Genomic DNA, 16,521 nt, shown 5'->3' with positions numbered 1-16,521 from the left:
AGGAATCTCCATGACCCGCATCGCCATCAATGGATTCGGCCGCATCGGACGCAACACCCTCCGTGCCCTGCTCGAGCGCGACAGCGACCTCGAGGTGGTCGCCGTCAACGACCTCACCGCCCCCGAGTCCCTCGCCCATCTGCTCAAGTACGACAGCTCGCTCGGCCCGCTCGGCCGTTCCGTCGAGGTCGACGGAACCGACCTCGTCATCGACGGCCGCCGGCTCAAGGTGCTCGCCGCGCGCGAGCCCGCCGAACTGCCGTGGGCCGAGCTCGGCGTCGACATCGTGCTCGAGTCCACCGGCCGCTTCACCGCGGCCGACGCCGCCCGCGCGCACCTCCGCGCGGGTGCCCGGCGCGTGCTGGTGAGCGCACCCTCAGCCGGTGCCGATGTCACGCTCGCCTACGGCGTGAACACCGAGGCGTACGACCCCGCCGAGCACGTGATCGTCTCGAACGCCTCGTGCACCACGAACGCGCTGGCCCCGCTGGCAGCCGTACTGGACGACCTGGCCGGTATCGAGCACGGCTTCATGACCACGGTGCACGCCTACACCCAGGAGCAGAACCTCCAGGACGGCCCCCACCGCGACCTGCGCCGCGCCCGCGCCGCCGGGGTGAACATCGTGCCCACCACCACCGGCGCCGCCAAGGCCATCGGCCTGGTGCTGCCGAACCTCGACGGCAAGCTGTCGGGTGACTCGATCCGCGTACCGGTGCCGGTGGGCTCGATCGTGGAGCTGAACACCGCGGTCTCCCGGGACGTCAGCCGCGACGAGGTGCTCGCCGCCTACCGCGCCGCCGCCGACGGCAGGCTCAAGGGCATCCTCGACTACTCCGACGAGCCGCTCGTCTCCAGCGACATCACCCGCCGCCCGGCGTCGTCCATCTTCGACGCCGCCCTCACCCGCGTCGACGGCAAGCACATCAAGGTGGTGGCCTGGTACGACAACGAGTGGGGCTTCTCGAACCGCGTCATCGACACGCTCGAACTGCTCGCGCGCGACTGAGCGCGCCGACGACGGGCTGCCGCCGCGTCATTTTCTCCATGTAGTGCTTTACGAGATATGACCGGAATGGTGAATACACGCCATGAGCACTAATGGAATGGGCAATTCCATTAGTGCTCATTCCTTGGCTTGTGACTTGCGTCACAAGCACCTCATCAATGGATCACATTTTCGTATCCCTGTGAAACGATGCCTCGGTGCTGGCCTCGAAGTAGCTCATCGCGAGACATCACCGATCCACCGGTCGACCCGAATCCACATCGGGCGGCAGTACGGCAAATGACTTCTTCAAGTTCTGGCTGGCCGTAACGGGGAGGCGAGAATGCCGACGATGATTATTATCGGATACAGAGGCGATCTCGATCAGGCACTGCGGCGCCGCGGCGTTGATCCTTACTATATCGTCCAGGCGCCGGCGAGTCCGCCGAAGAGTCGGAGATTCACCTGGGTCGCCGACATGGAGAACGTCCAGGAAATCTTCCGAGCGGTGCTGTCCGCGGACATTGGCGATGTGGCCGGGGTGCTGAGCGTCCATGAAATGGGCGTATTCGGGGCGACCTACTTACGGCAGCAGCTGAACCTTCCCGGGAACGCCGATTCCAGGACGGCCCTCCACTTCCGGGACAAGTACCTCCAGAAGAGCCTGCTGCCGCCCCGGATCAGGCGAGCGCGCTGCCGTCATGTGCCCATGGGCACGTCGTTCACGGAGCTCGCCGACGATCTGGGAGAGACCTTCGTGGTCAAGCCGGCGACCGGGGCCGGCGCTCTCCGTACGAACGTCGTGCGCACCCCGGAAGAGTACGCACGGGCCCTGACGCCCTTCACCGGTCAGTCGGATGTCGAGATCGTCGCCGAGTCCTTCATGGACGCTCCGGAGGTCTATCTCGACGGCGTCTGGGAAAAGGGAGACCTTCAGTGGTCGTCCATGAGCAGCTATCACACCTCACCGCTCAGGGCCGTACAGGGCGGCGTCCTGTCCGCGTACGTCCTGGACCGGAAGCGGCATTCCGTCCTGTTCCATGAGATGGAGACGCTCGCCGGGCAGGCGCTCACCAGCCTGAACGCACCCGACTGCGTATTCCATATGGAAGCGTTCACGAGAGAGGAAGGGCTGACCTTCGGCGAGTGCGCCATCCGCCTCCCCGGAGCGCTGTCCCCTCAGGTCAATCGGCTGACATACGGCGTCGATCTCTTTGACGTCGAAATCAGTCTCGCGCTGGGGGAGGGGGCGACCCGGACCCTGGGCGACCAGCGCACGCCGGAGCGCTTCCATGGATATATTCTTCTGCGCCGCGCAGACGGGTGCAATTTAACCCAGAGCGACTTTGAGCGGAACTTCCTTTTCGATGAGATCGTCTACGACTCATCGCCTGATGCGCCGGTCGGGCCGTATGGCCGTGTGGGACAGGCCATCGTCTCCGACCCGGATGAGCTGAAACTGCACAAGACGATCGAGGACATCGTGCGATTCAACGAGGTCGGATCCACCTGATCTGACGGCCGGTCCGACCGAGCCACCGGCCCGGGCCACCCCGACGCCGACACGGTCGCGTCCACCTCGATCACATGTGCCGCGGGCGCCGAGCTCCGCCCGCCCCAGCCGCGTTCGGCCGCGCCCCCACGATCGCACCACCGCCGAGGCGATGTCAGAGCCCGGCCCCGGTGCCCTTCCCCGGTACGGCGTCGCGCCCCAGCCCTGCTCGCCATGGTTTTCCGTCCCTTCTGATCGGAGGACTTCCCCCATGCCGGATCAACGTCATGCTTCGACACTCCCGCAGCTGCTCGAGCGTGCGGCCCGCGACACGACTCAAGGCATCGCGTTCATCGGCGGCCCGTTCCTCTCCTACGCCGAGTTGCGGGAGTGCGCCTGCCGGATCGCGCAAGGGCTGTGGGAGCGCGGCACCGCCCCGGGCGACCGAGTGCTCATCGCGGCCGGTGATCCGGAGATCTTCTTCCGCGCCTTCTGGGGATGCGTACTCGCCGGTGCCGTGCCGTGCCCGGTCGCACCGCCGGCCGACCCTGCCCGGTGGCGTGCCCGGCTGGAGCATCTGCGCACGCTCCTGGGCGACCCGTTGGTGATCGTGTCCAAGACGGCTCATGGAGAGCTGCCCGAGGTCGGGCTGCGGTCCGTGACGGTCGAGGAGCTGAGCCATGCGACGGCCGAACCCGATCAGCTCCATGTGCCCGCGCCGGACGATCTCACCCTGCTGATGCTCACCTCCGGATCCACCGGATCGAGCAAGGCGGTCAGGCTCACCCACGCCAATCTGCTGGCGGCGCAGGCCGGTAAGGCAGGGGCGCTCGAACTCGGGCCCGACGACACCTCGTTGAACTGGATCTCGGTCGATCACATCGCAGCGATCGAGGCGCATCTGCTGCCGATGTTCAACGGCGCCGCCCAGATCATGGCGGTACCGGCCACCGTGCTGGGCGACCCCGTGGAGTTCCTCAGGCTGCTGACGGCCCATCGGGTGAGCGTGACGTTCACCCCCAACTTCCTCTTCGGGCAGATCAACCAGGCATTCGCCGGGCGGCCCCCGTCGCGCCAGGAGGTGGACCTGTCACAGGTGCGGCACATCATCTCCGGCGGTGAGGCCACCGTGACCGCCACCGTACGGGCGTTCCTGGACACGCTCGCGCCCTACGGACTGCGCGGCGACGTGATCGTGCCCGCGTTCGGGATGACCGAGACCTGCGCGGGCAGTGTGTTCAACCGCGACTTCGCCACCCGCGACCTGGAGACGGAGTTCCCCCCGCTGGGCCGCCCGGTGCGGGGCCTGCGGATTCGCGTCACCGACGACGACGGCACGGTGCTGGCCTCCACCGACCGGCCCGGCGCGGCCGAGCCGGGGGAGGTGCAGCTGCACGGCCCGATGGTCTCGGGCGGCTACTTCGGCGATGCGCGGGCCACCGCGCAGGCGTTCACCGCCGACGGCTGGTTCCGCACCGGAGACCTGGGCCACCTCGACTCCGACGGCCGGTTGACGCTGGTCGGCCGCAGCAAGGACTCCATCATCGTCAGCGGTGTCAACTACTACAGCCACGACCTGGAAGCGGTCCTGGACGAGCTGGACGGGGTGAAGCGCGGCCACGTCGCCGCGTTCCCGATACGGCCCGAGGGAGCCGACACCGAACAGCTCGCCATCGCCTTCGTCCCGGCGGGCGACCCCGCCGACGAGATCGCGGTGTACCGGGCCATCGTGGCGATCCGCAGCTCCACGGTGATGCACTGGGGGTTCCGCCCCCAGCTGATCCTCCCCGTCGCCGAGGACCAGATCCCCCGTGGCAACCTCGGCAAGCCCCAGCGGTCACGGCTGCGCGCCGCCGTCGAGAACGGGAGCCTGGACGAGGCCGCCCGCCGGTCGGACGAGATCAGCACCCGCTTCCTCGGCGGCCATATGGCGCCGGACGGCGAGGTGGAGACCGCACTGGCCGAGGTCTACGCCCGCGTCCTGGACACCAAGGCGGTGTCGGCCACCGCCAGCTTCTTCGACCTGGGCGGTACCTCGCTGGACGTGCTGCGGCTCAAGCTGGAGATCCAGGCCGCGTTCGGCATCGAGGACGTGCCGATGTCCACGCTCCTCCAGGCCCCGACCGTACGAGCGCTGGCCGGCCGCCTGACCGCGGGGCAGGGCGCCGGCGGCGACGCCACCTACGATCCGTTGGTGCCGCTCCAGGTCACCGGGGACGGGACGCCGCTCTTCTGCGTCCACCCCGGTCTGGGGGAGGTGCTGGTGTTCGTCAACCTCGCCAAGTACTTCACCGGCGAGCGGCCGTTCTACGCGCTGCGAGCCCGTGGATTCGGGCAGGGGGAGACCCACTTCGGATCGTTCGACGACATGGTGTCCACCTATGTCCAGGCCATCCGGCGGGCGCAGCCCAGCGGCCCCTATGCCGTCGCGGGGTACTCCTACGGCGGGGCGGTGGCATTCGAGATCGCCAAGCGGCTGGAAGCCGACGGCGACAAGGTCGACTTCGTGGGCGTCTTCAACCTGCCACCACGGATCTCCGACCGTATGAACGAGATCACCTTCACCGACGGCGCGATCAACCTGGCGCTGTTCCTCGAACTCATCGACGCCACCGACATCGAGCGGCTGACCGCCACCCTCCGCCCACTGCCCGAGGCCGATCAACTGGCCCATCTGATCGACCACGCCCCGAAGCGGCGGCTGACCGAACTCGACCTCACCCTCGAACGGTTCGCCGACTGGGTGCACCTCGCACAGAGCATGGTGCACCTGGGCCGCGACTACGAACCCTCGGGTTCGGTCGGGCGGGTGAGGGTCTTCTACTGCACTCCGCTGCGCGGCACCAAGAAGGAGTGGCTGGACCACCAGCTCAGCCACTGGGACGAGTTCACCCGCGCCCCCAACACCTATATCGAGGTCGACGGGGAGCACTACACCCTGATGGGCCCGCAGCATGTGCACACCTTCCAGGCGACCCTGCGGCACGAACTGGCCCGCGCGCTCGGCTGAGGACCGGCAAAGGCAACCGCTGACACCACCAGGAGCGGCCGATCATGCAAGGCAAGAAGATACTCATCACCGGCGGGACCGGACAGGTCGCCAGGCCCGTCGCCGAATCGCTCGCCATCGACAACGAGGTGTGGTGCCTGGGCCGGTTCGGCGATCCACACGCCCGCAAGGCGCTGGAGGAAGCGGGCGCCCACACCGCCGTCTGGGACATGGCCACCGATGACCTGGAGGGCCTGCCGGACGACTTCACCCATGTGCTGCACTCGGCGGTGCACCGGGGTGACGGCAAGGACTTCGAGGACACCGCGCGCGTCAACGCGGTCGGCACCGCACGGCTGATGACCCACTGCTCCGCCGCCGAGTCGTTCCTGTACGTCTCGTCCGGGGTGGTCTACAACCGTGCCGATCGGACACATCGCTACCGGGAGAGCGATCCGCTGGGCGGGGCGGCGCCATGGCTGCCGACGTACCCCATCGCAAAGATCACCGCCGAGGGGGTGGCGCGCGGTCTGGCCGGGACACTCGGGCTGCCGACGGTGATCGCCCGCCTCAACATCGCCTACGGCCCGTACGGCCACGGTGGCGTGCCCATGATCCTGTTCAACCAGATGCGCGACGGGCAGCCGTGCGCGGTGCCCCGCGAGGGCCAGAACTACTGCAATCTGCTGCACACCGATGACGTCGTGCGCCAGGTGCCACTGCTGTGGAACGTCGCGAGGGCGCCCGCGCGGGTCGTGAACTGGGGCGGGGACGAGGAGGTCGGCATCACCGATCTGCTGGAGTACCTGTCCGCGCTCACCGGAGTGCCGGTGCGGCTGGACCGCGGCGACTACAGCCGGGAAACGGCCATCTTCGACCACGACGTACGCCGTGGCCTGATCGGCGACTGCGCCATCGGCTGGCGGGCCGGTATCGCCCGCACCGTGGCCGCCCTGTTCGAGGAGTACCGCGACCGCGTCGACGCGTATCTGGCCGCGCACGGAGCCGGGACATCCCAGTGACCACGAGGAGTGGAGAACGAGCATGCGCAGGTCCGCAGATATCGACGCGCTTCAGCATGTGCTGTCCGCCGCCCTCGGGTCCCCGGACCCGGTGTGCTCCCTGGGCCGACTAGGCCAGGGCACGGGCGCGTTCGCCGCCCTGGACACCGCCGTGGTCGAGCGCCCCACCCTGGTGGGCGGCGGGTCCCCGTACCACCCGACCACCCCCGCCCCCACCCGCCACGCCCTCGATGAACTGGTCCGCCGTGCCGAGACCCTGGGCGTGCCCCAGATCCTGGTGCCCAATGTGCGCCGCGGCGACGACACCAGCGCGCTGCGGGCGGCGGGGTTCGTTCCGATCGCCACCGAGAGCGAGTGTGTCGTCCGGCTGACCGCGGAGGTGGACGAGGCCCTGCGGACCCGCATCGGCGCCGAACAACTCGACGACCTCCGCCGCCGCGACCGCGAGGTCTCCGTCGAGGTGACCTGGGAGCGCATCCGGCTGGGCGAGCTGCCGGGAAGTCCCTGGGCGCGAGACGCCTTCGTCACGCTCCACCGGCGGCAGGCCGAACGCCACGGCGGCCACGACAACCTGTACGGCGCCGACGCCCTCGACGCCCTGGCACACGGCCCGTTGGCCGATCGCACCGAGCTGCTCGTGCGCCGCAAAGAGAACGCCGTGGTCCAGGCCGGGCTCATCACCACGTCCCACAACGGCCGGGGGATCTACTCCCTCACACAGGCCATTGACCACGACGACCCCGCCGCGCGGGACGACCTCTTCGCCGCGTCCGTGTACCGGCTGTACCTCCACGCCAGGCGCTCCGGCCTGGAGTGGGTCCACCTCGGCCGGGGTGACGTCCCGCGCATGCGCCGCCTCGGAGCCGATCTGTTCGTACCCCTCGACCACTGGCTGCGCGCCCCAGGCCTCGCCTTCCCGGAGGAAGCGGGAGCGGAACACCCGCTGTCGGAGTACGCGGCTCCCCCCGTCGCGGGGGTGCCGGTCCCGGGCCCGGCCCGCTTCCGCCAGGTGCCCCGGTTCGACACGATCGACCTGTCCAGCAACACCAACCCGTTCCTGGGCGCCGCGGGCGAGTACCCCCACCTCGACACGACAGAGCTGGCCGCCACCTATCTGGCCACGATCGCGACATTGCCCGGCCACGAGGGCGTGGACGCGCTGAGCGCGGACCACCTGCTGTTCAGCAGCGGCTCGGTGGACGGCGTCATGCTGCTCCTGGCGGCGCTGGCGTCACCCGGTGAGCGCGTCTGCGTCACACCGCCCACTTTCCCGCTCTACGGCCACTTCGCCCACCTCCTGCGCCTGCCCGTCGTCGAGGTGCCGCTGTACGGCGACGACCTGTCCCAGCTGGACACCGAGCGCATCCTGGCGGCCGATCCACGGGTGACCATCCTGTGCGACCCCAACAACCCCGTCGGGACCAGGCTCGACCCGGAGCGGGTCCACGAGCTGGTGGTTCGAGGCCGCGGGCTGGTGGTGATCGACGAAGCCTATGTCGAGTTCAGCGAGAAGCCCTCGTACGCCCGGCTGATCGCCCAGCACGACAACCTCATCGTGCTCAGGACACTCTCCAAGGCATGGGGACTGGCAAGCGCGCGCTGCGGAATCGCGCTGGCCCAGCCCGGCATCATCGAAGCGCTGCGCCGGGTGCAGGTGCCCTTCGGGTTCACCAACGCCTCCCAGCACGCCGTGCGGGACCGGCTGACCGATGCGCGGCGGGTGCTCGCCGGTATCCGGCGCATCCGTGCCGAACGTGACCGGATGGCCTCGGTGCTGACCGAGCACCCCGCGGTGGCCCGGGTGTTCCCCTCGGAGACCAACTTCCTCTTCGTCCGACTGCACAAGCACGAGCGGGTGATGGACCAGCTCCGGGGCGCGGGCATCGTCGTCGCCGACACCGGGCGGGTGATCCCGGACACCTGCCGTATCACCATCGGCGATCGGCGCGCGAACACCGCCCTGCTCGAAGCACTCTCCTCCGCTCTGTGAGCCATGCCGTTTCAGCGAAAGGACCCCGCTCGTGGGTAAGGATTCCCGCTCCGAAACCCCTCTGTCCAGCGCTGTCGTCGCCGAGGGTTATGCCCGCTGGAGCCCGCAGCTGCACAAGGAATTCGACACCAACGCCCATCACGGGTGGATCGGCCAGACACTGGTGAAAGAGACCGATTCCCTGCGCATCTGGGAGACCCACCTTCAGCCGGGAGAGCGAATTCCCGTCCATCGGCATGTGCTGGACTACTTCTGGATAGCCCTGACAAATGGCCGGGCCCGGCAGCACTCGAGCGATGGCACCACACATGAGATCTCTTATGCCCGCGGACAGTCCCAGCATTTCCGCTGCGCCGAGGGGCGATATCATCTGCATGATCTGAAGAACATCGGCGATGACGTTCTGTCGTTCCTGACCATCGAGACAAAGGACGGGCCGAACGAGCCCATTCAGCTCCCGGGGAATTGAGGACCACCGGCCCGCGGGGCGCACGTGCCCCGCGGGCCGGCGGCTCAGCTCCCCTTCTTGGTGATCACGAACCGGTCGATGACCAGATAGTCGATCTCGGTGGCGAGGAAGCACTCCAACGCGTCCCGCGGCGAACAGACGATGGGCTCACCGGCCACGTTGAAGGACGTGTTGAGCAGGCAGGGCACATCCGTCCGCGCCGTGAAGGCGCGCAACAGCCGGGCGAGCTCGGGGTTCTGCCGCTCGTTCACGGTCTGGGCCCGCGCCGTGCCGTCCACGTGACAGGCGCCGGGGATCCGCTCCTGGTACTCCTTCCGCACCGGGAAGACGAAGGTCATATACGGGGACGAGGTCTTCTTGCCCATCGAGAAGACGCGGGGGGCCTCCGACTCGAGGATGACGGGCGCGAACGGCCGGAAGGGCTCCCGGTGTTTGACCCGGAGATTGATGATGTCCTTGATGTCGGGGAAGGCCGGGTTGGCGAGGATGCTGCGGTTGCCCAGGGCGCGCGGCCCGAACTCACTCCGGCCCTGGAACCAGCCCACGACGTTCTTCCCGGCCAGCAGCTCCGCCGTGCGGTCGGCGATCGAGGCGGCGTCGGGCTCCTCCCGCCACTCGACGCGGTCCGCGTACTCCGCCAGCGCGTCCTGGACCTGCCGCTCGTCGTACGAAGGCCCCAGGTAGGGGGTGGTGACCGCGTCGGCCGGCCGGTTCCTGAGACCGGCGGCGTAGACCGCCGCGCCAATGGCGACCCCGGGATCGCTGGCCCCGAAGCTGACCTCCATACCGGTGAACGGCGACCTCTCCAGCATCTTCGTGTTGGCCACGCAGTTCAGTGCCAGCCCGCCCTCGAAGAGCAGGGTGTCCAGGCCGGAGGCCGCGGTCAGCGCCCGCACCTGATGGGCGGTGACGGCCTCGACCATATGCTGTGCCAGCCCGGCGACCTTGACCCGGAAGTCGAACTGCTCGCGCTTCTCGCTGTCGCCGCCGAACAGGTCGTCGAACAGCGCGTAGTACGCCGATATGTCCCGGGGGGTGGAGATGGTGTACGAGCCGTTCTCGTGCAGCCGCACCACGCGTTCGAGCAGCGGGTTGTGCCGCGGCGGCGGGCCGTACGCGGCCAGGCCCATGACCTTGTACTCGTCGTTGTTCGGTACGAACCCGAGATAGCGGGTGATCCGCCCGAACGCCACCCCGAGCGAGCTGGTCATGGGGACCGCGCTCTCGTCGAACTGGCGGACCACACCGTTCCGCAGCTCGCCCATGACCGAGGACAGCGTCTCCGCCCGGCCGTCGCTCACCAGGAAGGCGGCGTCACCCCCGCCGGCCAGGTAGGCGCCGCACATGAGATGGGCCAGATGATGGGGGACCAGGGTCAGCTTGTTGCGATCCAGCTCGTAGCCGGTGCGCTCGACGAAGTCGTGGTACACCGCGTCCGGGCTGAGCATGCCGGTGTAGAGCTCACCCGTGCTGCGCAGGGCGTCGAACTTGGCCGCGACCGGCATGTCGGAGTCGCATATCCCCGAAATCATCTCCTCGGCCACAGCCGACGAAAACCGCCAGGGGAAAGCGAAAACGTCCACCTGGTCGAGGTCGACACCGGCGGAGTTCAGACACCAGCTGATTGCCTGCGCCGGGAAATCGGAGGTCTTCTTGACCCGGCTCAGCCGCTCCTCCTCGACCGCCGCCACCACCTCGCCGTCGATCACCAGAGCCGCCGCGGCGTCATGACCCACCAAGAGATTACGGCCGACACCAGTCGCCCCGTAGAGACGCCCGAAAAGCTCCGCACCTCTGCTGAATCCGTTGTAACCGAGTACGATCACTGGCTCTCAGCCTCCCAAGCACGACGGTATCGGCGGAAGAACAGGCTACTCGGGCCGCATACTTGAGGGATAGGCATGATGCACAAGCAGATTGTGGATTTCCTTCCCGGGGATACGACGGACCGGGGAGAATTCCGCACCGAATGCTTGGCGGGCCCGGACCGCGGCCGGGCGCGACCCTCGTTACGTATACTTTGGGCATGTTGAGGTTGGAACGGCTCCGGGCCGACCACGAGCCCGCCCTGCTGGCCTTCGAGCGCGAGAACCGGGAGTACTTCGCCCGGTCGATCTCGGACCGGGGGGACGCCTACTTCGAGGAGTTCGCCGCCCTGCTGCGTGCCCGGCTCGACGAGCAGGACGCCGGTGTGTGTCACTTCCACGTCGTCGTCGACGACCGGGGGGAGTTGGCCGGCCGCGTCAATCTCGTGGACGTGGCGGAAGGGGACGCCGAACTCGGCTACCGCATCGGCGAGCGCGCCGCGGGCCGGGGGATGGCGACCGCCGCGGTGCGAGAGGTGTGTCACCTGGCCGCCACGGAGTACCGGCTCTCCACCCTCACCGCCTACACCACCCTCGACAACGTGGCCTCCATGACCGTGCTCGGCCGCAATGGATTCACCGTCGTGGCGGACGCCACCGTTGGCGGACGCCCCGGCCTGCGCTACCGTCGCCGGCTTGGCGCGGAGCGCGGTTGATGCGGTGGCCCGGGGTGCACCAGGTCTCGCCCGCCGTGGTGATCCCCAGCCCCTCGTAGCCGTCCAGCGCCTCGATCCAGTCACGGGCCCCGGCGCCCATGGCGAACGCGGCCGTCGCGTAGGCGTCGGTCCGGGTGAGGCCGCGGCCGGTCAGCGTGAGGGAGGCCAGGGCGGTGGCGGGCTCGCCGGTGTGCGGGTCCAGGATGTGCGCGCCGCGCTCGGCCGTCCCCGAGGTGGCGACGGCCAGATCGCGACCGGTGACCACGGCGGCCAGCTTCCCGGGGCGGGTGGGGTGGGCGATGCCGATCCGCCAGGGTGTGCCGGGGGCGGCCTCGCCGCGCAGCTGGACGTCTCCGCCGCCGTTGACGCAGGTGTTGTGCGCGCCCGCCTCGTACAGCATCCGTGACGCCCGCTCGACGGCCCAGCCCTTGACCAACCCGGAGGGGTCGAGCCGGCCGCCGGGGGCGTGGCTGAACCAGCCGCCGGTGGTGTGCGCGACCTCCTCGCACAGCGCGAACACCTCGGCCACCTCCGGCGCGTACCGCTCCGGGACCGGCTCGGCGCGGCCCAGGCGGCTGATCGCGCTGTCGGGGCGGTAGGTGGAGAAGACCTCGTCCACGTGGTGCAGCCAGGCCACGGCCTCCTTCAGGGCGCGGCGGACGGGCGGGGTGACCGGGTCGCGGAGGTCGAAGGAGAACACCGTGCCCATGGCGTGCTCGACATGGCGCGTTCCGCGCACGGGGGCGGGCGCCTCAGACACCGGCCCTGTCCAGTGCGCTCTGTAGGGACCTGGTGTACCCCTCGCTGGTGTAGGTGGCACCGGAGACCGCGTCGATGTGCGCGCTCTGGGCGCTCAGCGCCTCCCGCGTCAGCCGGGGCACGGCGTCGGCGGCGATCTGCTGGGAGCGGGGGCGGTCGGACGGTGTCCGGAGCGCCCTGACGGCGGTGATCCTGCCGTGGGAGAGCGTGATGGACACCTGGACCGGTCCGTACGAGGTACTGATCACGCTGCCGGTGTACGTGCCGGAGGTGCCTCCGCTCGAGGGCTTGTGCCCAGTCGGCGCGGGGGACGGCGACGCTCCCGGTGTCCCGGAGGAGGGTGGCGGTGCCGTCATGTCCGGGGCCGGGTTCTGATGCGGTTTGAGCGACAGCAGCAGGATCACTCCCGCCACGGTCGAGACGGTGGTCACGGCGGCCTTGCGCACGGTGGATCTCCTTCGGACGCGGTGCGGATCGGACTCAGAACGCGAACGACTCGTGGTGGACACGGCGGCGCTCCACCCCCGCCTCGTGCAGGGCGCGCAGCGCGGCCTCCGTCATGCCCGGCGGGCCGCACAGGTAGACGTCCCGTTCGGCGATGTCGGGCACCAGACCGCGCAGTGCCCCGGCGGTCAGCGGAGAGGAGTGGGCGGCCGGTTCGTCGACGACGTAATGGACGGCCGCCCCGCGCGCGGCGGCGAGTGCGTCGAGCTCGCCACGGAGGGCCAGATCCTCGGGGCGCCGGGCCCGGTAGACGAGGATCACCTCACCGGGCAGCGTCTCGAAGAGGGCCCGCAGCGGGGTGATCCCGACGCCGCCACCCAGCAGAAGGGTCTTGCGGGCGCGGCGGCGGCGTGCGGTGAAGGCCCCGTACGGGCCCTCCGCGAATACCCGGGTGCCGGGTCGGAGACGGGCGAGGGCCGCACTGTGGCCACCGGACGCCTTGACCGTGATCCGCAGATACGAGGGGTGCGGAGCGGCCGACAGGGAGTAGGGATTGGCGGCCCACCACATGCCCCGGGTCAGGAACCGCCACCGGAAGAACTGGCCTGGCTCCGCGCGCAGCTCCGCCAGCCCGCTGCCCGACAGATAGACCGATACGACGCCCGGAGCCTCGGGCCGGACCTCGGATACGTACAGCCGGTGGCGCAGCGCCCGGCGCACCGGGACGGCGAACCGGTACCAGGCCAGCAGCGCCGCCACCGCGATGTAGAGGGCGTACCAGACCAACTGGGCGGTGCGGTCTCCGGTGAAGTCGGCCCCGTCGGAGAGCTGGTGCCCGAAGGCCAGGAAGACCGCGAGATAGGTCGCGAAGTGCAGAAGGTGCCAGGTCTCGTAGGGGATGCGACGGCGCACGGCGCGCGCGGACACCATCGCCGTGATCAGGAACAGCAGAAAGCCGATCGACCCCTTGAGCAGGTCCGGATAGTGGAGGACCAGGGTGGCGGTCTGCTCCACTGCCCCGGTGTGCGATTCCAGCGAGTACCCCCAGATGATCAGCAGGACATGGGCGCAGGCCAGCGAGATCGTGTAGCGGCCGCCCAGGGCGTGCCAGCGGGCCAGCCGGTCGGTGCCGATGGCGCGGTCCAGCAGCGGTACGCGCGCCATCAGCAGCAGGAGGATCGCGCAGGCGTACCCGGCCAGCAGCCCGGTGATCCGCCCCGCGCCGGTCAGCCAGCCGGCGGCGCCGACGACCGAGGGGGTGTCGTGCCACCACAGCGCCAGGACGGCGGCGGCCCCGCCCCAGATCGTCACGTGTGCGAGCACCGGGACGGGACTGGGCGGGCGCGGTGCCGACCGGGACGGGCGGGTCCTGGCCGGGGCCGGCGGCGTCGTGCTGGTCATGGGAGTCCTCTCGGTGATGTGCCCGGTCAGCGTGGCCCGCGAAGCTCTGAGGACCCTCTGAACCCGGACGGACGCCGTCGGATTCAGAGGAAACTCAGAGGAAGGGCGGGCCTCGGCACCGCGCCCCACGAGGGATGCTGGATGCATCATGGATACGCACGCCACCAGCCGTTTTCTGCTGCGACCCGACGGCGCCCGGGTCCGCGTCCTCGTCGTCGACGACGAACCCGACCTGACCGAGGTGCTGTCGGGTGCGCTGCGCTACGAGGGCTGGGAGGTCCGTACCGCCGCCGACGGCGCGTCCGCGCTGGACGCCGCGCGGGCGTTCCGCCCGGACGCGGTGGTGCTCGACTGGATGCTGCCGGACACCGACGGGCTCGCGGTGCTGCGCGCGATGCGGGCGGAGCTGCCGGATGTGTGCGTGCTGTTCCTGACCGCGCGCGACGCCGTGGAGGACCGGATCGCGGGGCTGACGGCGGGCGGCGACGACTATGTGACCAAGCCGTTCAGCCTGGAGGAGGTGCTGGCCCGGCTGCGCGGACTGCTGCGCCGGGCCGGGATGGCGCGGGAGCCGGGCGACGACCGGCTGGTGGTGGCGGACCTGGTGATGGACGAGCAGGCGCGGGAGGTGACCCGCGGGGGTGTGGCCGTGGAGCTGTCCCGCACCGAGTTCGAGCTGCTGCGGTTCCTGATGCGCAACCCCCGGCGGGTGCTGTCCAAGGCGCAGATCCTGGATCGGGTGTGGAGCTATGACTTCGGCGGCCAGGCCCATGTGGTCGAGCTGTACATCAGCTATCTGCGCAAGAAGGTCGACGCGGGTCGGGCGCCGCTGATCCACACGGTGCGCGGGGTCGGTTACGTGCTGAAGGCGGAGCCTTCATGAGGCGGCCGCTCACCAGGGGGCTGTCGTGGCGGCCGCCCCGTACGCTGCGTGCCCGGCTGACCGCGGGACTGGTGGTGCTGCTGGCGGTGGCGAGTCTGGCGGTGGGGCTGACCACGGTGTTCGCCCTGGAGGGATTTCTGGTGCGGCGGCTGGACCAGCAGCTGACGGCGGCCGGAGGCCGGTTCCCGGCCAGCCTGGAACACGGTGAGCGGCACCCCGACGCCGACAACGCGCCCGACACCCGCGGCCAGTCGGACCGCACCTTCGGCGCCCGGCTGCTGCGCGGTACGACGACCGACGCGGCGGTGGTGCGCGACCAGACGGACGCCGCCGTACCGCTGACCGGCGCCGACCGGCGGGTCCTGGCGGGGCTGCCGGCGGACGGCGACGGCCACAGTGTGCGGCTGTCCGCGCTCGGCGGCTACCGCGTGGTCGCCGTCCACGGGGATGACGGAGATGTCCTGGTCACCGGGCTGCCGCTGCGTCCGGTGGAGGAGACCGTGCACCGGCTGGAGCTCGTGGAGAGCGTGGTATTCGGCAGCGCGCTGCTGGCCACTGGGGTGGCCGGGGCGCTGTGGGTACGGTTGTCGCTGCGCCCGCTGCGGCGGGTGACCACGACCGCCGCCGGGGTGGCCGAGCTGCCGCTGGCCAGTGGAGAGGTGGCCATGCCGCCGCCGGTGCCGGACACCGATCCGCGTACCGAGGTGGGGCAGGTGGGCACCGCGCTCAACCGCATGCTCGGCCACGTCGGGGACGCGCTGGCCCGTCGCCAGGCGAGCGAGGAGCGGCTGCGGCACTTCGCCGCCGACGCCAGCCATGAGCTGCGAACGCCGGTGGCCTCGGTCCGCGGCCACGCCGAGCTGGCACTGCGCCATCCGGGCCCGGTGCCGGATGACGTACGGCACGCGCTGGAGCGGATCCAGGCCGAGTCGGAGCGGATGTCCACGCTGGTGGACGATCTGCTGCTGCTCGCCCGGCTCGACGCGGGACGGCCGCTGGCCCGCCGACCGGTCGATCTGACCCGGCTGGTGCTGGACGCGACGGGCGACGCACGGGCCGCCGGACCGGACCACCGCTGGAGACTGGAGTTGGCCGAGGAACCGGTGACGGTGCTCGGCGACGAGCACCGTCTCCAGCAGGTGGTGGGCAACCTGCTCACCAACGCCCGCACCCACACCCCACCCGGCACCCGGGTCACGGTCCGGCTCGCCGTGGCGGACGGCGACGCCGAGCTGACGGTGGCGGACGACGGACCGGGCGTCCCGGACGCACTCCAGAGCGAGGTGTTCGAGCGGTTCGCGCGCGCCGATCCCGGCCGTTCGCGGGCGGCCGGCGGAACGGGACTGGGGCTGGCGATCGTGCGGGCCGTGGTCGCCGCGCACGGTGGCACGATCACGCTGACCAGCGGGCCGGGCGCCACCGTCTTCCGGGCCCGGCTCCCCTGCCGTACCGCGGCGTCCGATCCGGGCCGAACGGGCTGACGCCGGCACGCTCTACGGATCACTCGCACTGCTTCTGTGCTCCTCTTCACACTCTCCTCGCTTCCAGTAATTTATTAGGACG

13 protein-coding genes are annotated in these 16,521 nt (G+C 70.0%); 9 read left to right on the top strand and 4 right to left on the bottom strand.

The annotated features are described in order from the left end of the window. The first annotated feature begins 10 nt into the window (after positions 1-10). From gap to ACJX2R_RS03765, 6 genes are all read left to right on the top strand, one after another. The gene (gene gap / locus ACJX2R_RS03790; RefSeq protein ID WP_413098746.1) at positions 11-1,009 is read left to right on the top strand and encodes a type I glyceraldehyde-3-phosphate dehydrogenase; all 999 of its coding nucleotides are present in this window, start codon (positions 11-13) and stop codon (positions 1,007-1,009) included. 322 nt (positions 1,010-1,331) lie between these two features. Beyond that, positions 1,332-2,501, top strand: a complete 1,170-nt coding sequence (locus tag ACJX2R_RS03785; protein WP_413098745.1) for an ATP-grasp domain-containing protein — start codon at positions 1,332-1,334, stop codon at positions 2,499-2,501. A gap of 250 nt (positions 2,502-2,751) precedes the next feature. Next, a complete protein-coding gene (locus ACJX2R_RS03780; RefSeq protein ID WP_413098744.1) occupies positions 2,752-5,490 on the top strand; it encodes an alpha/beta fold hydrolase in 2,739 nt (912 codons plus the stop codon). Between the two features lie 44 nt (positions 5,491-5,534). Next, on the top strand, positions 5,535-6,491 hold the full coding sequence (locus tag ACJX2R_RS03775; RefSeq protein ID WP_413098743.1) for an NAD-dependent epimerase/dehydratase family protein: 957 nt from the start codon (positions 5,535-5,537) through the stop codon (positions 6,489-6,491). A gap of 22 nt (positions 6,492-6,513) precedes the next feature. Then, entirely contained in the window at positions 6,514-8,481 is a 1,968-nt protein-coding gene (locus ACJX2R_RS03770) for a pyridoxal phosphate-dependent aminotransferase (protein WP_413098742.1), read from the top strand. A gap of 31 nt (positions 8,482-8,512) precedes the next feature. Continuing rightward, positions 8,513-8,950 (top strand): hypothetical protein, encoded by a 438-nt coding sequence (locus ACJX2R_RS03765; protein ID WP_413098741.1) that lies wholly within the window; start codon positions 8,513-8,515, stop codon positions 8,948-8,950. 44 nt (positions 8,951-8,994) lie between these two features. Here ACJX2R_RS03765 and ACJX2R_RS03760 read toward each other — a convergent pair whose 3' ends face one another. Then, positions 8,995-10,776 (bottom strand): carbamoyltransferase, encoded by a 1,782-nt coding sequence (locus ACJX2R_RS03760; RefSeq protein WP_413098740.1) that lies wholly within the window; start codon positions 10,774-10,776, stop codon positions 8,995-8,997. A gap of 200 nt (positions 10,777-10,976) precedes the next feature. On the opposite strand from ACJX2R_RS03760, the gene ACJX2R_RS03755 reads away from it, so the two are divergent. Further along, positions 10,977-11,471: a GNAT family N-acetyltransferase gene (locus ACJX2R_RS03755; protein ID WP_413098739.1), complete on the top strand. Its 495-nt coding sequence runs from the start codon at positions 10,977-10,979 to the stop codon at positions 11,469-11,471. Here ACJX2R_RS03755 and ACJX2R_RS03750 read toward each other — a convergent pair. From ACJX2R_RS03750 to ACJX2R_RS03740, 3 genes are read right to left on the bottom strand one after another with little or no spacing between them, the layout of a single operon-like run. Continuing rightward, entirely contained in the window at positions 11,392-12,180 is a 789-nt protein-coding gene (locus ACJX2R_RS03750; protein WP_413105766.1) for an FAD:protein FMN transferase, read from the bottom strand. The genes ACJX2R_RS03755 and ACJX2R_RS03750 overlap by 80 nt on opposite strands. A gap of 43 nt (positions 12,181-12,223) precedes the next feature. Beyond that, positions 12,224-12,676, bottom strand: a complete 453-nt coding sequence (locus tag ACJX2R_RS03745) for an FMN-binding protein (RefSeq protein WP_413098738.1) — start codon at positions 12,674-12,676, stop codon at positions 12,224-12,226. A gap of 34 nt (positions 12,677-12,710) precedes the next feature. Next, a complete protein-coding gene (locus ACJX2R_RS03740; RefSeq protein WP_413098737.1) occupies positions 12,711-14,075 on the bottom strand; it encodes a ferric reductase-like transmembrane domain-containing protein in 1,365 nt (454 codons plus the stop codon). A 148-nt stretch (positions 14,076-14,223) separates the two neighbouring features. Here ACJX2R_RS03740 and ACJX2R_RS03735 point away from each other — a divergent pair, with 148 nt between their 5' ends. Then, entirely contained in the window at positions 14,224-14,958 is a 735-nt protein-coding gene (locus ACJX2R_RS03735) for a response regulator transcription factor (RefSeq protein ID WP_262698421.1), read from the top strand. Continuing rightward, positions 14,955-16,439, top strand: coding sequence for a sensor histidine kinase (locus ACJX2R_RS03730; RefSeq protein WP_413098736.1), 1,485 nt, complete (start codon positions 14,955-14,957; stop codon positions 16,437-16,439). The genes ACJX2R_RS03735 and ACJX2R_RS03730 overlap by 4 nt, the downstream gene beginning before the upstream one ends. The last annotated feature ends 82 nt before the right edge of the window (positions 16,440-16,521 follow it).

The organism is Streptomyces sp. Inha503, assembly GCF_047215865.1.
Classification (GTDB): Bacteria; Actinomycetota; Actinomycetes; order Streptomycetales; family Streptomycetaceae; genus Streptomyces; species Streptomyces lycopersici.
The sequence above is the reverse complement of the archived record's forward strand: the minus strand, read 5'-3'. Positions and strand labels throughout refer to the sequence as shown.

Excerpts from the sequence above, each read along its gene's own strand:
- gap (WP_413098746.1), top strand. The coding sequence starts at position 11 with ATGACCCGCATCGCCATCAATGGATTCGGCCGCATCGGACGCAACACC.
- ACJX2R_RS03785 (WP_413098745.1), top strand. The coding sequence starts at position 1,332 with ATGCCGACGATGATTATTATCGGATACAGAGGCGATCTCGATCAGGCA.
- ACJX2R_RS03780 (WP_413098744.1), top strand. The coding sequence starts at position 2,752 with ATGCCGGATCAACGTCATGCTTCGACACTCCCGCAGCTGCTCGAGCGT.
- ACJX2R_RS03775 (WP_413098743.1), top strand. The coding sequence starts at position 5,535 with ATGCAAGGCAAGAAGATACTCATCACCGGCGGGACCGGACAGGTCGCC.
- ACJX2R_RS03770 (WP_413098742.1), top strand. The coding sequence starts at position 6,514 with ATGCGCAGGTCCGCAGATATCGACGCGCTTCAGCATGTGCTGTCCGCC.
- ACJX2R_RS03755 (WP_413098739.1), top strand. The coding sequence starts at position 10,977 with ATGTTGAGGTTGGAACGGCTCCGGGCCGACCACGAGCCCGCCCTGCTG.
- ACJX2R_RS03750 (WP_413105766.1), bottom strand. The coding sequence starts at position 12,180 with ATGGGCACGGTGTTCTCCTTCGACCTCCGCGACCCGGTCACCCCGCCC.
- ACJX2R_RS03740 (WP_413098737.1), bottom strand. The coding sequence starts at position 14,075 with ATGACCAGCACGACGCCGCCGGCCCCGGCCAGGACCCGCCCGTCCCGG.
- ACJX2R_RS03735 (WP_262698421.1), top strand. The coding sequence starts at position 14,224 with ATGGATACGCACGCCACCAGCCGTTTTCTGCTGCGACCCGACGGCGCC.
- ACJX2R_RS03730 (WP_413098736.1), top strand. The coding sequence starts at position 14,955 with ATGAGGCGGCCGCTCACCAGGGGGCTGTCGTGGCGGCCGCCCCGTACG.